Origin of the sequence: Pseudoduganella sp. R-34 (assembly GCF_049904655.1) — a bacterium.
In the GTDB taxonomy this organism is placed as follows: domain Bacteria; phylum Pseudomonadota; class Gammaproteobacteria; order Burkholderiales; family Burkholderiaceae_D; genus Rugamonas.
This window is the reverse complement of sequence record NZ_CP184572.1, coordinates 1,060,855-1,077,511: the sequence shown is the minus strand read 5'-3', so window position 1 is coordinate 1,077,511 and position 16,657 is coordinate 1,060,855. Positions and strand designations below refer to the sequence as shown.

Genomic DNA, 16,657 nt, shown 5'->3' with positions numbered 1-16,657 from the left:
GAAACAACATGACCATTAACGCCAAAGCCACCCCGGGTTCCCTGCTGCTGACGCCGCGCGACCACACCCTGATCATGATCGACCACCAGTCGCAGATGGCGTTCGCCACCCACTCGATCGACGCCGTCCAGCTGCGCAACAACGCCGCCCTGGTGGCGCACGCCGCCGCCGGATTCGACGTGTCGACCATCGTCACCACCGTGGCCGAGAAGAGCTTCTCCGGCCCGGTCTTCGACGAGATCAAGGACGCCTTCCCGGGCGCGGAAATCACCGACCGCACTTCCATGAACACCTGGGAAGACGAGAACGTGATCCGCCGCGTCAACGCCATCGGCAAGAAGCGCATCGTGCTGGCCGGCCTGTGGACCGGCGTCTGCATCGTCGGCCCGGCACTGTCCGCGCTGGACCAGGGCTTCGAGGTGTACGTGATCGCCGACGCCTGCGGCGACGTGTCCACCGAAGCGCACGAGCGCGCCATGGACCGCATGGTGCAGGCCGGCGCCCGCCCAATGACCTCGCTGCAATACCTGCTGGAACTGCAGCGCGACTGGGCCCGCACCGACACCTATGAACTGACCACCGGCATCGCCAAGAAATTCGGCGGCGCCTACGGCCTGGGCATCATCTACGCCCAGACCATGTTCCACGCCAAGGAAGGCCAGTGAAGATTTATCTTCTCTCGCTGGGTGCCGGCCTGCTGGCCGGCATCCTGTACGGCGTGCTGAACGTGCGCTCGCCGGCGCCGCCCGTGGTGGCGCTGGTGGGGCTGCTCGGCATACTGCTGGGAGAACAGGTGCCGCCGCTGGTCCGCCAGTGGCTGGCGCCGAAGGAACAGCAGTTATCATGGCTGCAAGAACACGTTAAGCCGCACTGTTTCGGCGAACTGCCTTGCGCTGCAAAGAACGAGGAGAAGCAATGACTGCTCCGGAGCTGATACTCCACAACGGCCGCTTCACGACGCTGGACAAGGGCCAGCCCGAGGCCGATGCGGTTGCCGTCACCGGCGGCCGTTTTTCCCGTGTGGGCGAGGCGCGCGAGATCCTGCCGCTGGCCGGAGCGCAAACGCGCGTGATCGACCTGCAGGGCCGGCGCGTGCTGCCCGGCCTGATCGACAACCACCTGCACCTGATCCGCGGCGGCCTGAACTTCAATATGGAGTTGCGCTGGGACGGCGTGCGCTCGCTGGCCGACGCCATGGCCATGCTGCGCGCCCAGGTGGCCATCACCCCGGCGCCGCAATGGGTGCGCGTGGTGGGCGGCTTCACCGAACACCAGTTCGTGGAAAAGCGCCTGCCGACCATCGAGGAACTGAATGCCGTGGCGCCTGACACGCCGGTATTCATCCTGCACCTGTACGACCGCGCCCTGCTGAACGGCGCCGCGCTGCGCGCTGTAGGCTACGACCGCAACACGCCGGAGCCGCCGGGCGGCCAGATCCTGCGCGACAGCGCCGGCAACCCCACCGGGCTGCTGCTGGCCAAGCCGAACGCCTCCATCCTGTACGCCACGCTGGCCAAGGGCCCCAAATTGCCGCCGGAATACCAGCTCAACTCGACCCGCCACTTCATGCGCGAGCTGAATCGCCTCGGCGTGACCGGCGCGCTGGACGCGGGCGGCGGCAACCAGAACTACCCCGAGGACTACCAGGTGATCCAGCAACTGGCCGATGCGGGCGAACTGACCATCCGCCTGGCCTACAACCTGTTCACGCAAAAACCGAAACAGGAGAAGGACGATTTCCTGCACTGGGCAGCCAGCAGCAAGTACCAGCAGGGCGACGATTACTTCCGCCACAATGGCGCGGGCGAGATGCTGACCTTCTCGGCCGCCGACTTCGAAGACTTCCGCCAGCCGCGGCCGGACATGCCGGCCAATATGGAAGACGACCTGGAAGGCGTGATCCGCATCCTGGTGCAGAACCGCTGGCCGTGGCGCATGCATGCGACCTATGACGAAACCATTTCGCGCGCGCTGGACGTGTTCGAAAAAGTGAACCGCGACATGCCGCTCGACGGCCTGCACTGGTTCTTCGACCACGCGGAAACCATTTCGCCGCAATCGATCGACCGCATCGCGGCGCTGGGCGGCGGGGTGGCGGTGCAGCACCGCATGGCCTACCAGGGCGAGTATTTCGTCGAGCGCTACGGTGCGGCAGCGGCGGAAGCGACGCCGCCGGTGAAATACCTGCTGGAATCCGGCGTCAAGGTGTCGGCCGGCACGGACGCCACGCGCGTGGCCTCGTACAACCCGTGGGTCTCGCTGTCCTGGCTGACCACCGGGCGCACGGTGGGCGGCATGCGGCTCTACCCGCAGCGCAACCTCCTGGACCGCGAAGCGGCGCTGCGCATGTGGACCGAGAACGTGACCTGGTTCTCCAACGAGGAAGGCAAGAAGGGGCGCATCGCCGTCGGCCAGCTGGCCGACCTGATGGTGCCTGACCGCGACTTCCTGCGCTGTCCGGAGGACGAGATTGCCGGCACCACGTCCCTGCTCACCGTGGTTGGCGGCAAGGTGGTGTACGGCGCCGGCCCGTTCGGCCAGTACGATCCGCCGACCCCGACCGCCATGCCGGACTGGTCGCCGGTGCGCCAGTACGGCGGCTACGGCGCCTGGGGCGCCATGCCGGGCGCCGTGGCGCGCGGCGCGCAGGGTGGCGCAGCAGGCCACGCCAGGACTGCCGCCATGGCTGCGGCGGCGGCCTGCGGCTGCTCCAGCCAATGCGGCATGCACGGCCACCAGCACGCGACGGCCTGGACCCGCTCCCTGCCGATTGCGGACCTGAAGTCGTTCTGGGGCGCGCTGGGCTGCTCCTGCTGGGCGGTGTGACATGGCGCCGCACAGGCCCGGCGCGGGCATCCGCGCCCTGCACTGGCTGGCCCTGCTCCTGCTGTGCGCAGCATACCTGCAGGGCGGCTTGAACAAGCTGCTCGACTTCGGCAGCGCGGTCGGCGAAATGCAGCACTTCGGGCTGCAGCCGGCAGCGCCGCTGGCAATCCTGGTCATCGCCGGCGAACTGGGGTCGGCGGCGATGATCCTGAGCGGCCGCCTGCGCTGGCTGGGCGCCGCCTGGCTGGCCCTGTTCACGGTGGCGGCCAGCTTCATCGCCAACCGTTATTGGGAAATGGCGGGCATGGAGCGCTTCATGGCGGCCAACAGCTTTTACGAGCACCTCGGCCTGGCTGGCGGCTTCCTGCTGGTGGCCTGGCACGACCTGACACGCAAGGAGGGCAGATGGCACGCGGAACGACCCTGAGTTTCCTGGCCGGCTACGTCGACACCCTTGGCTTCGTGGCCTTGCATGGCCTGTTCACGGCCCACGTGACGGGCAACTTCGTCCTGCTCGGACGGGAGGTGGTGTCGCCGGGTAATGACGTGCTGCTCAAGCTGCTCGCCTTCCCTGCTTTCGTCGGCGGCGTGGTGGCAGTGCGGGCCCTGGTGCGGCGCTGCCAGGGCGGCGGCAGGGAGGCGCTGCGGCCGGCCCACCTGCTGCAGGCGGCGCTGATGCTGGCGGCAGCGGCCAGCGCGCGCTGGGACATGGCTGCCGGCCTGCTGTGCGCTGCCGCCATGGGAGCGCAGAACGGCTACGGCAAGCTGCTGCTGGCGAAACTGCCGGCCAGCACGGTCATGACCGGCAATGTCACACAACTGGTGATCGACTGCCTGGACCGCGTGGGCGGCGCTGAACGGCCCGCGCTGGCGGCGCTGGGCGGCGGCGTGCTGGCCTTTGCGGCGGGCTGCGTGGCGGGCGCGCTGGCATCGCGCTGGGGCATGGGCATCGGCCTGCTGCCGGCCGTGGCGCTGCTGCTGGCAATGGCGGCGCTGGCCGGGCAGCAGCCATCAAAGCCCGATAATGCCGCGCTTTAAGGCAATGGTGACCGCGTGCGTGCGGTCGTTGGCGCCGAGCTTGGCCAGGATGCTGCGCATGTGCGCCTTCACGGTTTCTTCCGAAATCGCCAGCTGGCTGGCGATGCGCTTGTTGGCGTTGCCGGCTGCCGCGCATTGCAGCACCTCGGCCTCGCGCTCGCTGAGCAGGGCGGCGCCCAGGTGGCTGGCCAGCTGCTGCGCGATTTCCGGCGAGATGTAGCGCTGGCCGCCGTGCACGGCACGGATCATGCCCACCAGCTCCTTGCGCAAGCTGCTCTTGAGCAGGAAGCCGCTGGCGCCGGCCTCCAGCGCGCGCCGCACCTGGGCGTCGCCGCCGAAGGTGGTCAGCATCACGATGCGCGCCGCCGGGAACTGGGCGCGGATGGCCTGCAGCGCCTCAAGGCCGCACATGCCGGGCATGGCGAGGTCCATGATTGCCAGGTCGGGGCGCACGGAGGCCCAGGCGGCAACGGCTTCGCGGCCATCGCCGGCTTCGGCCGCCACCTGCATGTCGGGCTGGCCGGCAATCGCATCGGCCAGGCCGGCGCGCAGCATGGGATGGTCGTCCACCAGCAGCACCCGGATTGGCGCGGCGGTGTCTGGAATGGTCTGGGTGTTCAAGGTATAGCTCCGCGCAAGACTGCAAGGGGAACTATAACAACGGATGGCGGGACTGGCAATTTGCCGGGCGTGCTGTACGCCCGGCAAACGGGTGGAATTACTTCTTCTTGGCCTTGGCTTTGGCAGCAGGCGCCTGCACCTGCGACTGCGCGGCCACCGGCTGTTGCGAAGCGGTGGTGGTGCCGCCCTGCACGCCCAGCGCGCCGCCGGTGCCCAGGCCGCCGGCGACTTCCTGCTGCTTGTAGTTGCGCACCGCGCGCACCACGTTGTTGTACGAATCCATGAAGGCCGCCACCAGGATCTTGCCTTCCGGGGTGTTGGTGTAGCCGCTGGCGCCGGCCGCGGCGCCGCCACCGAACAGGGCGCCGAACGCGCCGAAGTCGGTGTTCTTGGCGCTGCCCTCGGCTGCCGCCAGCTGCACGCCGGAACGGTTGTCGATCATCAGCAGCATGGTCGACGCTTCATTGGTCTTCATATTGCCGGCCACCATGCCGGCCACGCTGCCGATCAGGCCAAAGCCGCCCAGTGCGCCGCCCACGCCCGAAGTGCCTTTCTGGCTGAAGGTGATGGTCGGGCTCATGGTGTAGTCGGCAGCGGCGATCTGGCCCTTGCCGTAGTTGCTGTTGGCGCGCATCTCGCCGGATTTTTCCAGCGCGCGCTCGCCCATCATGTGGTCCATGGCGGCGCCGCGCTCCACCACCACGAAGCAGTTCGACTGCTGGATCATCATGCGCAGCACCGGCGTGGTGGAGCCCAGCTTGTACTGGCTCAGTTGCTGGAACCACGGCATGCTGCGGTCTTCCACCACCGACAGGGTGCCCAGCGGCCGGTCGCATTTTTCCAGCTGGGTGTTGGCATTGGCGGCGGTGGCGCCGCCGGCGCTGCCGGTGGCCACGGTACTGCCGCCGCCGAGGGTTGGTTGGGTGCCGGCACAACCGGCCAGCGCCAGGGCCGCCACGGCCGCGAACAGTTTGGTCTTCATACGTAGATCCCCTAATTTTTGGATGAAACGGCCGATTTTATAAGAAAGGCATGCCAGAAAAACTATCAAATAGTCACGCTGAGGCTGCCGTGACACAAGCCGCCATTGGGCGTACCATCAAGGTTCCGAAGAGCAAGGAAGCTAGCCCATGGCTGCCCCCGACCAGATCACCCACTGGCGCGAAAAAATCTTTGCCCGCCTGGTCCAGATTGTGCTGGTACTGGGCCTGGCCACGGCCATTCCAAGCATCGTGCAATCGCTGCGCGAAGGGCTGTGGGGCGTGGTGGTGGTCGACGCGGTTGCGCTGTCCTGGCTGACTGCCCTGTGGCGGCTGCAGGAAGTAGTGTCCTACCCGGTGCGCGCCATGCAGTTCCTGCTGATTACCTTCGCGGTCGGCGTGGCGCTGATGCTGCAGGTCGGTCCCGTGGCGCACACCTACCTCCTGGCGGTGCCCTGCCTGGCCGCGCTGCTGGTGGGCCTGAAGCCGGCCATCTGGCTGCTGCTGGCCGGCGCCGTCGCCATCGTGCTGACCGGCTTTGCGCCGCCGCCCGATCCGGCAGCCGTCGGCCTGTCCGACGACGCCGCCTTGCGCGCTTCGATCGTGGCGCTCAATTACCTGTTCATTGCCGGCATCCTCACCCTGAGCTGCGGCGTGCTGCTGCGCCACCTGGCGCGCTCGCTGGCCGAAGGCGAGCAACTGGCGTTCTACGACCCGCTGACCGGGCTGCCGAACCGGCGCCTGTTGCTGGACCGCCTGGCCGGGCTGTTGGCCAGTTCCGAGCGCCAGCAGGCGTTCAGCGCCGTGATGTTTGTCGACCTCGACCGCTTCAAGACCATCAACGATGCGCGCGGCCATGCCACCGGCGACCATTTGCTGCGGCTGGCCGCGCAGCGCCTGTCGGAAGCGGTGCGCAAGAGCGACACCGTGGCGCGCATCGGCGGCGACGAATTCGTGGTGCTGCTGGCGCACCTGGCGCCCGACCTGGCCGCGGCCGGCAATGCGGCGCAAGCGGTAGCGGAAAAGATCCGCGCCGCGCTGGCGCAGGAGTTCGAGATTGCCGGCCAGGGCTACGGCTGCTCGGCCAGCATCGGCGTCACGCTGCTGCCACGGTACGGCCAGCAGGCCGACGACCTGCTGCGCGAGGCCGATACCGCGATGTACCGCGCCAAGGGCGCCGGCCGCAACGGCATTGCCTTCTTCGAAGCGGCCATGCAGGCCGAAGTCGAGCGGCGCCTGACGCTGGAGCGCGAGCTGGGCCAGGCCATCGAGCAGGACCGCCTGCACGTGGTGTTCCAGCCGCAGTTCGATTGCCAGGGGCGGCTGCACGGCGCCGAATTGCTGATGCGCTGGGAGCGCGACGAGGGCGGCATGGTGTCGCCGGCCATCTTCATCCCACTGGCGGAAGAAGCGGGCCTGATCGTGCCTCTCGGGCTATGGGCCTTGAAGCAGGCCTGCCTGGCGCAGCAGCGCATGTCGGTGCTGGGCCTGTCCTTGCCGCTGTCGGTCAACGTCAGCCCGCAGCAGTTCCGCCAGGCCGACTTCGTGCAGCAGGTGCGCACGATCTTGCAGGAGCACGGCATGGAACCGGCGCTATTGATCCTGGAGGTGACGGAAGGCCTGCTGGTGGAGAAAATGGATGAAATCGTGGCGCGCATGAACGAGCTGGCCGAGCTCGGGGTGCGCTTTTCCATCGACGATTTCGGCACCGGCTATTCCAGCCTGGCCTACCTGAAGCGCATGCCGCTGTATGAGCTGAAGATCGACCGCAGCTTCATCATGGACATGCCGGACGACGCCAGCGACGTGGTGATCGTGCAGACCATCCTGGCCATGGCCGGCCAGATGGGCTTGCGGGTAGTGGCGGAAGGGGTGGAGACGCAGGCCCAGGCCGACTTCCTGGCGGCCAACGGCTGCCATGCACTGCAAGGCTACCTGCTGGGCCGTCCGGCGCCGCTGCCGGCGCTGCTCGACCTGCTGGCTGCGCAGGCCGCGCTCTCCACCGGGGCTGCCGTCTAGTTGAGCTTCACCGTCAGGGCCTTGCGGATCGCCACGCAGCGCTGGTCTTCCTGGTGCGCCACCAGCAGCGAGCGGCGGGTGCCGGCGCTCAGGCCGGGGTTGGCAGCTGCGGTATCGGACAGGCGCTGCACGCTTTGCGCCGTGCAGGTGGCCGGGATCATGGCACCTGCATAGTCGCGCATGAAGACCGGGCCGGCCGACTTGTCCAGCACGGGCAACTGGGCCAGGCGCGCCGCAGCGCTCTGCTCATTGAGCGCCACCTGCGAGGAAGGATACAGCGCATGCATCGCGGTGCGGATGCGCGAGAACGGCAGCTTGGTCTGCGTGTCGCCGATCCTGGCCAGCCATTCCTGCTTCACCTTGGCATCCGGGCGTGCGGCCTGGGCTGCCACGGCAGCCAGCTCGCCGCTGTCGGATTTGTCCTTGGCCTGCTCGGCGGCGATGCGCGCCTCGGCGCCCGGATAATCCTTGCGGTTCAGGACAGCGATCATGTCCCAGCGCAGGTCCTGGCTCAGGGTCAGGCCGGCCAGCTTTTCGCGGCCGTCCAGCATGGCGGCGATGCGCTCCAGCGAATCCTTGCTGCCGGCAGTGCCAAGGTAGGCGCCGAACCAGCGGCGCTGGAAGTCGCCCTTGCTGGCCTTGGCCTGCAGCCACGCCATCTTTTCCAGGCGCCCTACCACGGTGCGCGTGTAGGCGCCGTCGGCCGACATGGTGCGCAGGTAGCGGATCGACTGGGCCATCTTGCCCAGCACGTCGCCCAGCAGCACGTAGTCCTTTTCCTGCGGCGCGTTGACCAGCACCGTGTCGAGGAATTCGTTGAGCGGCAGCGCGCCGTCGCGCACGTTGTCCCACATGCTGTGCCACAGCATGGTGCGCAGCAGCTTGTCTTCCACCTTGCTCACGTCCTGGCGCGCGGTGGCAAAGGAGCGGGTATCGAGCTTGGCTTTCACAAAGCCCCAGTCCTGGTAGTTCGGGTAGACCAGGTCCGGGCAAGCCGCGCCCTTCAGCTCCGGCACGTCCGTCTTGGCGCCCTTGTAGGTCACCGGCAGCACCTTGGCAATATCCAGCTGCTTGCCCTGCTTCTGCATCAGGGCCAGTTGCACGCGCTGTTCACGCAGGGTCGGGAATTGCGCCACGGCCGTTTGCTGCAGGCTGAAGGCGTCGATCTTGCCGGCCTTGCAGCTGTAGTTGGCGGTGATGGTGTTCACGCCCGGCTGGTACAGCCAGTCCTGGGTCCACTGGCCCAGGTCGCGGCCGGCCGCTTCGGCCAGGCTGCCGATGAAGTCATCCAGTCTGGCGTTACTGAACTGGTACTTGACCAGGTAGTTATGCACGCCCTTGCGGAAGGTCTCTTCGCCCAGCAGGTGGCGCAACTGCTTCAGGGTCGAAGCGCCTTTCGAGTAGGTGATGGCGTCGATGTTGTCGAAGGCGTTGGCGGTCGACGGCACCGGGGTTTCGATCGGGTGGGTGGTGACGCGCTGGTCCTGCACGTAGGCGTCCGACTTGCCCTGCGAATAGAAATACTGCCAGGCGGAGTCCTTGTATTCGGTGGCTTCGGCGGTAGCCAGGGTGCCCATGAAGGAAGCGAAGCTCTCGTTCAGCCACAGGCCGTTCCACCACTGCATGGTGACCAGGTCGCCGAACCACTGGTGCGCCATTTCGTGCATGATGACGCTGGCCAGGTCGTGCTTCTCGGCGCTGGTCATCTTGTCCTTGTGCAGGAAGGAGTGTTCGGCGAAGGTGACCGCGCCGGCGTTTTCCATCGCCCCATACAGGAAGTCCGGCACCAGCAGCTGGTCATACTTGCCGTACTGGTAAGGAATGCCGAAGTAGTCGTCAAACCAGGCCAGGCCTTGTTTCGTGTATTCGAACCACGGCGCCGGGTCGACCTGGTCGGCCACCGACTGGCGCGCGAACAGGCGCATCGGGTACTTGGCGCTGGTAGCGTCTTCCCACACCTTGTACGGACCGGCGTGCATGGAGAAGTTGTAAGGGCTGAGGATCTTTGAGACAGGGAAGGTCCAGCGCTTGCCGTTGGCTACGTCTTCCACTTTGGATTCACGCGTGGTGGACACCACGGTCCAGTCGGCAGGCGCGGTGACGTTGACCTGGTAGGTGGCCTTCAGGTCCGGCTGGTCGAACAGCGCGAACATCTGGTGCGCGGCGGCCGGTTCGAAGTGCGAGTAGGTGTAGACGCGGCCATCGACCGGATCGACCATGCGGTGCAGGCCTTCGCCATTGGTGCTGTGCTTGCGCTCGAATTCCACGGTAACGCTGTTGCGGCCTGCCTTCAGGTCGGCGGCGGCCAGCGTGATGAACCAGTTGTTGTACTGCGTCGCGGCGACCTGCTTGCCGTTGACCAGCAGGCGCTTGATGGTGGCCTTGTCCAGGTCCAGCGTCAGCGGCTGCGCGTTGTCTTTGAGGTCGAAAGCGACGGTGGTGGTGTTGCTGAAGCTTTCCTGGCCGGTCAGCGTGAAGTCGAGGACATAAGCGACATTGGACACGCGCGCCGAGCGGGCGGCAGCATCGACCTGGCTCAGGTAAGGGTTTTCAGCGCGCGGGGTAATGGCGCTATTGTCGGCCGCGATGCCGCTGGTGGCGACAAGTGCACTGACTGCCAGTGTAATGGCATGAGGAACTAGCGATTTCATGGTTATCCTTAGACATGTCTCGCCCCGGACCGGCCCCGGTCAGGTGGCGCAGGGATGATACCATTGGGCGATGGACATCAAACTCGAGACCCCCAACCAGCCCGAAGTCGTGGCCCTGATCGACCTGCTGGATGCTTACCAGCTGTCGCTGTATCCACCGGAAAGCGTGTATGCGCTCGACATGAATTCGCTGCTGCAGCCGAATGTGCTGTTTGCCGTGGCGCGCAATCTCGACGGCGCTGCGGTGGGCTGCGGCGCCATCGTCGTGACGCCGGAGTACGGGGAAGTGAAGCGCATGTTCGTGCATCCGTCCGCGCGCGGCCAGGGCGTGGCGCAGCGCCTGCTCGGGATGCTGGAAACGGAAGCGCTGGCGCGCGGCTGCCGCCAGTTCATGCTGGAGACCGGACCTTCGCAGCCGGAAGCGATCGGGTTGTATGAGCGACTGGGCTACCGCGTGCGCGGACCGTATGGCGATTACCGCGACGACCCCTTGAGCGTGTTCATGGAGAAAACGGCGTGAGCGACTCGTTGCAGGACCTGCGCGAGCGCACCCGTGCCTTTGCCGCTGCGCGCGACTGGGAGCAGTACCACACGCCGAAGAACCTGGCGATGGCGCTGTCGGTGGAAGTGGCCGAACTAGCCGAGCATTTCCAGTGGCTGCCCACCGGCCGCGCCGGCGAACTGGCCGACGGCCAGCATGAGGCGATCCGCCATGAACTGGCCGATGTGCTGCTTTACCTGGTGCATATCGCCGACAAGCTCGATGTCGACCTGCACGCGGCGGCGCTGGAAAAAATCCAGCTCAATGCCATTAAGTACCCAACGCCGAAAGCTTGACCGGCCACAGCGACTACAGCGGCTACTCGCGCATTGATTGCGCCAGTGCTGCTTAATCGTGCTCAAGATGACTCGACGGCACTCAGAGCAAAAACGAGCATCAAAAGAGCTACGATGAGCAAGGAATGAGCAGGGATAAGCAGCAATGAGCTGCTTTGCGAACAAAGTTGACCGGCCTCGGAATTGAGAGGAGCCCCTCAGAGTCGTCCGATTGTTCGCAATGGCTTAGAACCGAGGGGTCGGGGAAGTTCCGCCTGAGTTCGAAAGATGCCAGGCTGGCGGATCAAGCGCCTTCAATCAGGTTTGCGACGAAGGCGCTGTACTCGTCGCGCATCGGGAGTTCAAGGTCCGTCACAATTGCGCGGCGGTGCGACACGACCGGCACATTGTCCTTCGGGTTGAAACCCGCTTTCTCTTCGACGCCCCAATACAGGCCTACGCCGCGCTTCTGCCAGTTCGGCAGTTCGTTGAAATTGATCCCGCGGCTAAACAGCAGCTCGTTTTTGTCCGCGAGCGATTTGCCGGCAATCGTTGCGGCGGCGCTGTTCGGCTCCACGCCTTCCTTGCGCAGCATCCAATAGCAGTGGGCGTTCAATGCGTTGCGGTGCGCATCTTCGTTACGCCAGCGGAAGTAGTCGACCACCAGGCGCTTGGTGGGCAGTTCCGAAATCCGGCAATCGAAGGCGCCCAACTGCCCCAGCATCAGGCTGAATTTGGCGGACGCTTCACCGGCGAGGATAGAGTTGTATTTCCGGGTCTTGCGGCCGAAGACATTGATGTCCGGGTCGAACAGCAGGGAGATTTCGTCGCTCTCGGTGTAACCGTAGATGACCTTGAAACCGCAGTTCATCAAATGCCTGGTGGTTTCGATCATCAAGTCGCGGAAGCGGACATCGAACGGGGCCTCAAAGCCGGCAAGCTCCTTGGTCAGGCGCGTAAAACTGCGGCCGTCGATCCTCGCGACCATATAGATGCCCGGCAGGACGCACTGGTCATGCGCGGTTTCATACACCCGCATTGATTCGTCGAGTTCATCAAACTTCACTAATCCATTCCTTTACAACACGTTCTCCGTCAATCCAGTCGACGTAGAACAGTTCATCAATGCCTTCCTCGCGCGCCGGGATTTCCAGCCGCTTGTGAGTGCTGAAGATGCCGACCTGCGGTATGCATTCGGCCCCTTGTCGCTGGCCGTTCCATTCAAGCGACCGGTCAAGGTCGCTCTTGAAGTAATAACACCTGATGCAATAGCCGTGCTCCTTCAGCATCGCGATATAGCGCGCCCGCACTTCCCTGCTGACATTCGTGTTATCGATCACCAGCGGCATTCCAGTATCGAAGCAAAGCGCGAACATCAGTTTTTCCCTGTTCTTCGTTTTCAGCAAATCGTTACTGATGCGGACGTGGGAATTGAAGAAGTGCTCTTTATAAAAGGTCGATTTGCCGGAGGCCTGGATGCCGACAAACATGATCGCTTCCATCAGAATCCCAGCGCCTTGCGGATCTGTGCATTGACGATTCCCCAGGCTTTCGAGTCGGCCGAGACTTCGTCGTAGTGGCTGCCGCCTGGCAGAACCAGCACCTCCGCTGAGTCGCCCGCAGCCTTGGCGCGACGGGCGTAGTTTTCTCCAGTAACGGCCGGCGAAATATCGTCATGCTCGCCGTGGATCAGGATCGTGTTCACTCCGGCCGGAAGCATTTCAGCCGGCGAGGTGTCGGCGAAAACGTCGGGGCGCGAAGCGCTCGGCAGGCCGGCAATCTGAGCGGTCTCGCGATCGCAGGTGCGCCGGATCAGGGCGGCTTCGTTGCGCAGGTCGGCCAGGCCGCCGAGGCTGATGACGGTGTTGATCTTCAGCGGCTGCGGCGCCCAGGCAGGGCTCCACTCGGGCAGCTTGTGGCGTGAGACCGCCCACTGTGCAAGGTGGCCGCCGGCGGAATGGCCGACTGCGACGATGCGGCTCAGGTCCAGGGCACTGGACTTGGCTTCGTGCTTCAGCAAGTCCACAGCGGTGGCCACGTCCTGGTACATGCCGGGATAGCCGCCGCCGTCTTCATCGTAGCGGCGGTATTCCACGTTCCAGACCGCGATGCCTTGCCGGGTCAGCGCGCCCGCCATATTGCGCATCTGCTCGATGCCGCCGAAGTGCACAGTCCAGCAGCCACCGTGGATCAGTACGACGACGGGGTGCGGGCCGGGGCCTGCCGGCTTGAACAGCTCAACGTACTGGCTTGGCGAGGGGCCGTACATAACTCGCTTGTCCGGCGCGGGCCCCTTCAGCGCGAGGTAATCCTGCAAGTCCATGGGCTTGGTGACCACGGCGTCGGCCGGCGCAGCGGACGCACCGACAGCGGCGGCACCCACGGCGGCGCACAGGGAATGGCGGATCAGTTTGTGCATGGCTATCTCGGTGAAGTCCGGAACAGCCAGCAGCATAGCTTGTGGATGGCCAATTCGGCAACAAGCCTGGTTGACGCCGCTATTGTCGGCGCGGTTCAGGGGCTCCAGAGAAGGGGGCCAGGCGACTCGCCAGGCCCGGTCGTTTCGACGTGGATCAGCGCTTCGGCTTGGCTACCGGCTTTTTCGGCGGGGTGTGCTTGCCTGACATCGGCGGCATGGCGTCGGCCAGCGACATTTTCAGCTGCTTGCCGCCGACCCAGACTTTGCGCAGGTGCTTGAAGATGTCGTCCGGCATGCCGTCCGGCATCTCGACGAAGGCATGGTCTTCGAGGATTTCGATGCGACCGATGAAGCGCGACTCGAGGCCGCTCTCATTGGCGATGGCGCCAACCAGATTGCCGGCATTGACGCCATCCCCCGAACCGACTTCCACGCGGTAGGCGCGCATTGGCATTGGCGCACCCTCGCCTGCCGCGGCCTTGTCCTTCTTCTTGCGCTTGGGTGCTTCCTCGAACATCGGCTCGTCGTCATCGGCGCGTTCGGACAGCGGTGGCGCGGCGCGTTCCGGGCGCTCGGCGCGCTCAGGCTTGGCTGCGCGTGGCGCCTTGGCGGCTGGCGCCGGTGGCGGCGTTTCGCCGTCGCGGTGAATGCGCAATGCCTGGCCTGCAACGCGCAGCGCGGCAATCGCATCGATGTCGCCCGGCAGCAGGTCGGCCGGCATGTCCAGCAGCGAGTAGTCGTCGTAGATTTCAATGCGGCCGATGAACTTGGAATCGATGCCGCCTTCGTTGGCGATGGCGCCGACGATGTTGCCCGGCTTGACGCCGTGCTGGTAGCCCACTTCCACGCGGTAGGTCGCCATGCCCTGCTCCGGCTCGCGCTCGATGCGCTCCTTCTTCGGACGCGGCTCACGTGGCTCACGCGGTTCACGCGGCTCGCGGCCCTGGCCCTGGCCTTCCTGGCGTGGCGCGCCGTCTTCATGCCAGCCTTTTTCGCGCGACTTGTCCAGCAGCAACGGCTTGCCACCGCAGGCCATCATTGCCAGCGCGGCTGCCACCTCCACCGCCGGGATATTGTGTTCTGCCTCATATTCGCGCACCAGGTTTTCGAAGAAGGACAGGCCTTCCTGCGCCAGGGTGTCGGTGATCTGGTCCTTGAACTTGCTGATGCGGACGTCGTTGACCGCCTGCAGCGTCGGCAACGTCATCGGCGTGACCGGCTGGCGCGTCGTGCGCTCGATCAGTTTCAACAGGTTGCGCTCGCGCGGCGTGATGAACAGGATCGCCTCGCCGCTGCGGCCCGCGCGGCCGGTGCGGCCGATGCGGTGGGTGTAGCTTTCCGGGTCGTACGGCACGTCGTAGTTGACCACGTGCGAAATGCGCTCCACGTCCAGGCCGCGCGCGGCAACGTCGGTGGCGACCAGGATGTCGATCTTGCCGTCCTTGAGCTGGCCGATGATGCGCTCGCGCGCCGCCTGCTGCATGTCGCCGTTGATGGCGCCGGCCGAGAAGCCGCGCGCCTGCAGGCGCTCAGCCAGTTCCTCGGTGCCGATCTTGGTGCGCGAGAAGATGATCATGCCGTCGAACGGCTCCGCTTCCAGGATGCGGGTCAACGCGTCCAGCTTGTGCATGCCGGACACCAGCCAGTAGCGCTGGCGGATATTGGTGTTGGTGGTGGTCTTGGCCGCCACCATCACTTCGGCCGGGTCGTTCAGGTAGGTGGTGGCGATGCGTTTGACCTGGGCCGGCATGGTGGCCGAGAACAGCGCGGTCTGGCGCGATTCAGGGGTCTCCTGCAGGATGCGCTCGACGTCCTCGATGAAGCCCATGCGCAGCATCTCGTCCGCTTCGTCCAGCACCAGGGTTTTCAGCTGCGACAGGTCGAGCGAGCCCTTTTCCAGGTGGTCGATGACGCGGCCAGGGGTGCCGACCACCACGTGCACGCCGCGGCGCAGCGCCTGCAACTGCGGGCCGTAGGACTGGCCGCCGTAGATCGGCAGCACGTGGAATTTCGGGATGTGGGTGGCGTAGCGCTGGAAGGCTTCGGCTACCTGGATCGCCAGTTCGCGGGTCGGCGCCAGCACCAGCGCCTGCGGCGCGGCCTGCTTGATGTCGATCCGCGACAAGATCGGCAGCGCAAAAGCGGCGGTCTTGCCGGTGCCGGTTTGCGCGGTGCCCAGCACGTCGCGGTTTTCCAGCAGGTACGGGATGGTGGAGGCCTGGATCGGAGACGGGGTCTCGTAGCCTACTTCTTTCAGCGCCTTCAAAATGGGGGCGCTGAGGTTCAAATCGGTAAACAGGGTGTCAGACATGGCGGCACTCGTGAGGTTATTGTTGTATCGCCTGATGCGACGGAAAGCGCTATTTTACCCTTTTAAACCGGCACCCCGGTGTCCGACCCACAGGGTCAGACACCAACACGCGGCCGCCGCAGGCCAGGTGTCTGACCCTGCGGGTCAGACACCGCTTTGCCGGTTTTCAGGTGTGCGGCTTCACATCATCCTTCAGCGCATTCAGGGCCATTTTCTCGATCAGCCCCGGCGCCAGCAGCTTGAGCCAGCGTCCCAGCTTGCCCTTGGCCGTCATCACCACCTCGCGCCGGCGGCCCGCCATCCCATCGATAATCAGCTGCGCGCATTCAGCCACCGGCATCGCATCGTCCTCGCGCAGGCTGCTCCTGCCCAGTTCCCCGCCGGCAGCGTTATAACCTCGATAACGGATCTGGGTATCCACCACGCCCGGATAGGCGGTGGTCACGCTGACGCCATGCTGCTTCATTTCCGCCCGCAGTGCCTCGAAGAAGCCCGCCATGGCGAATTTGGTGGCGCCGTAGGCCGTGCGCCCCGGCACGCCAACCAGCCCGGCCAGCGACGACACGGCCACGATCCTGCCCTGCGACGCCTTCAGGTATGGCAGCGCGGCGTGGGTGCACCAGATGGCGCCCCACAGGTTCACTTTCATCAGGTCTTCATACCAGCCCAGGTCCGTCACGTCCTCGAACAGGGCGTGGGCCGAGCGGCCGGCGTTGTTGACCAGGGCGTCGATGCGGCCGAAGCGTTCCACCGCGGCAGCTACCAGGTGGCGGCACTGGTCCTGCTGCGCCACGTCGGTGGCCGCCACCAGCGTTGCCGCGCCGGCGCCGCCGCAGTCGGCAGCCACCGCCTGCAGGGCGGCCTCGTTGCGCGCGGCCAGCACCAGTGCCACATCCTTGCCGCGCGTGCGCGCCAGCTGGCGCGCCATTTCTGCTCCGATGCCGTCGGATGCGCCGGTGATGATAATGACTTCCAT

General features: G+C 65.6%; 16 protein-coding genes. 8 read left to right on the top strand and 8 right to left on the bottom strand.

Annotated features, from left to right (window positions below):
- Positions 1-8: 8 nt before the first annotated feature.
- From ACN9MW_RS05045 to ACN9MW_RS05025, 5 genes are read left to right on the top strand one after another with little or no spacing between them, the layout of a single operon-like run.
- The gene (locus ACN9MW_RS05045) at positions 9-665 is read left to right on the top strand and encodes a hydrolase (RefSeq protein ID WP_426168155.1); all 657 of its coding nucleotides are present in this window, start codon (positions 9-11) and stop codon (positions 663-665) included.
- Complete coding sequence (locus tag ACN9MW_RS05040; protein ID WP_426168153.1) at positions 662-919, top strand: DUF1427 family protein; 258 nt, start codon at positions 662-664, stop codon at positions 917-919. The genes ACN9MW_RS05045 and ACN9MW_RS05040 overlap by 4 nt, the downstream gene beginning before the upstream one ends.
- The gene (locus ACN9MW_RS05035; protein WP_426168150.1) at positions 916-2,826 is read left to right on the top strand and encodes an amidohydrolase; all 1,911 of its coding nucleotides are present in this window, start codon (positions 916-918) and stop codon (positions 2,824-2,826) included. Before ACN9MW_RS05040 ends, ACN9MW_RS05035 begins: the two co-directional genes overlap by 4 nt.
- Before the next feature lies 1 nt (position 2,827).
- A complete protein-coding gene (locus ACN9MW_RS05030; protein ID WP_426168147.1) occupies positions 2,828-3,253 on the top strand; it encodes a DoxX family protein in 426 nt (141 codons plus the stop codon).
- Positions 3,232-3,864 (top strand): YoaK family protein, encoded by a 633-nt coding sequence (locus ACN9MW_RS05025; RefSeq protein ID WP_426168144.1) that lies wholly within the window; start codon positions 3,232-3,234, stop codon positions 3,862-3,864. Before ACN9MW_RS05030 ends, ACN9MW_RS05025 begins: the two co-directional genes overlap by 22 nt.
- Here the strand turns inward: ACN9MW_RS05025 and ACN9MW_RS05020 are convergent.
- Positions 3,838-4,485: a response regulator gene (locus ACN9MW_RS05020; protein WP_426168142.1), complete on the bottom strand. Its 648-nt coding sequence runs from the start codon at positions 4,483-4,485 to the stop codon at positions 3,838-3,840. The genes ACN9MW_RS05025 and ACN9MW_RS05020 overlap by 27 nt on opposite strands.
- A 97-nt stretch (positions 4,486-4,582) precedes the next feature.
- A complete protein-coding gene (locus tag ACN9MW_RS05015; RefSeq protein WP_426168139.1) occupies positions 4,583-5,467 on the bottom strand; it encodes a CsgG/HfaB family protein in 885 nt (294 codons plus the stop codon).
- 148 nt (positions 5,468-5,615) lie between these two features.
- Here ACN9MW_RS05015 and ACN9MW_RS05010 point away from each other — a divergent pair, with 148 nt between their 5' ends.
- Positions 5,616-7,484: a putative bifunctional diguanylate cyclase/phosphodiesterase gene (locus tag ACN9MW_RS05010; RefSeq protein ID WP_426168137.1), complete on the top strand. Its 1,869-nt coding sequence runs from the start codon at positions 5,616-5,618 to the stop codon at positions 7,482-7,484.
- Here the strand turns inward: ACN9MW_RS05010 and pepN are convergent.
- Positions 7,481-10,135: an aminopeptidase N gene (pepN, locus tag ACN9MW_RS05005; protein WP_426168134.1), complete on the bottom strand. Its 2,655-nt coding sequence runs from the start codon at positions 10,133-10,135 to the stop codon at positions 7,481-7,483. The two genes, ACN9MW_RS05010 and pepN, sit on opposite strands and share 4 nt — an antisense overlap.
- A 70-nt stretch (positions 10,136-10,205) precedes the next feature.
- Here pepN and ACN9MW_RS05000 point away from each other — a divergent pair, with 70 nt between their 5' ends.
- Positions 10,206-10,655 carry a GNAT family N-acetyltransferase gene (locus ACN9MW_RS05000; RefSeq protein ID WP_426168131.1) on the top strand — a complete coding sequence of 150 codons (450 nt, stop codon included), beginning with the start codon at positions 10,206-10,208 and terminating at the stop codon, positions 10,653-10,655.
- Complete coding sequence (locus ACN9MW_RS04995) at positions 10,652-10,972, top strand: nucleotide pyrophosphohydrolase (RefSeq protein WP_426168129.1); 321 nt, start codon at positions 10,652-10,654, stop codon at positions 10,970-10,972. Before ACN9MW_RS05000 ends, ACN9MW_RS04995 begins: the two co-directional genes overlap by 4 nt.
- A 283-nt stretch (positions 10,973-11,255) precedes the next feature.
- Here ACN9MW_RS04995 and ACN9MW_RS04990 read toward each other — a convergent pair whose 3' ends face one another.
- The 5 genes from ACN9MW_RS04990 to ACN9MW_RS04970 form a co-directional block, all read right to left on the bottom strand.
- Positions 11,256-12,017: a tRNA(His) guanylyltransferase Thg1 family protein gene (locus tag ACN9MW_RS04990; RefSeq protein WP_426168127.1), complete on the bottom strand. Its 762-nt coding sequence runs from the start codon at positions 12,015-12,017 to the stop codon at positions 11,256-11,258.
- Entirely contained in the window at positions 12,007-12,453 is a 447-nt protein-coding gene (locus ACN9MW_RS04985; protein WP_426168125.1) for an AAA family ATPase, read from the bottom strand. Before ACN9MW_RS04985 ends, ACN9MW_RS04990 begins: the two co-directional genes overlap by 11 nt.
- Positions 12,453-13,370 carry an alpha/beta hydrolase gene (locus ACN9MW_RS04980; RefSeq protein WP_426168123.1) on the bottom strand — a complete coding sequence of 306 codons (918 nt, stop codon included), beginning with the start codon at positions 13,368-13,370 and terminating at the stop codon, positions 12,453-12,455. Before ACN9MW_RS04980 ends, ACN9MW_RS04985 begins: the two co-directional genes overlap by 1 nt.
- 154 nt (positions 13,371-13,524) lie before the next feature.
- The gene (locus ACN9MW_RS04975; RefSeq protein ID WP_426168120.1) at positions 13,525-15,681 is read right to left on the bottom strand and encodes a DEAD/DEAH box helicase; all 2,157 of its coding nucleotides are present in this window, start codon (positions 15,679-15,681) and stop codon (positions 13,525-13,527) included.
- A 166-nt stretch (positions 15,682-15,847) separates the two neighbouring features.
- Positions 15,848-16,657, bottom strand: coding sequence for an SDR family oxidoreductase (locus ACN9MW_RS04970; protein WP_426168118.1), 810 nt, complete (start codon positions 16,655-16,657; stop codon positions 15,848-15,850).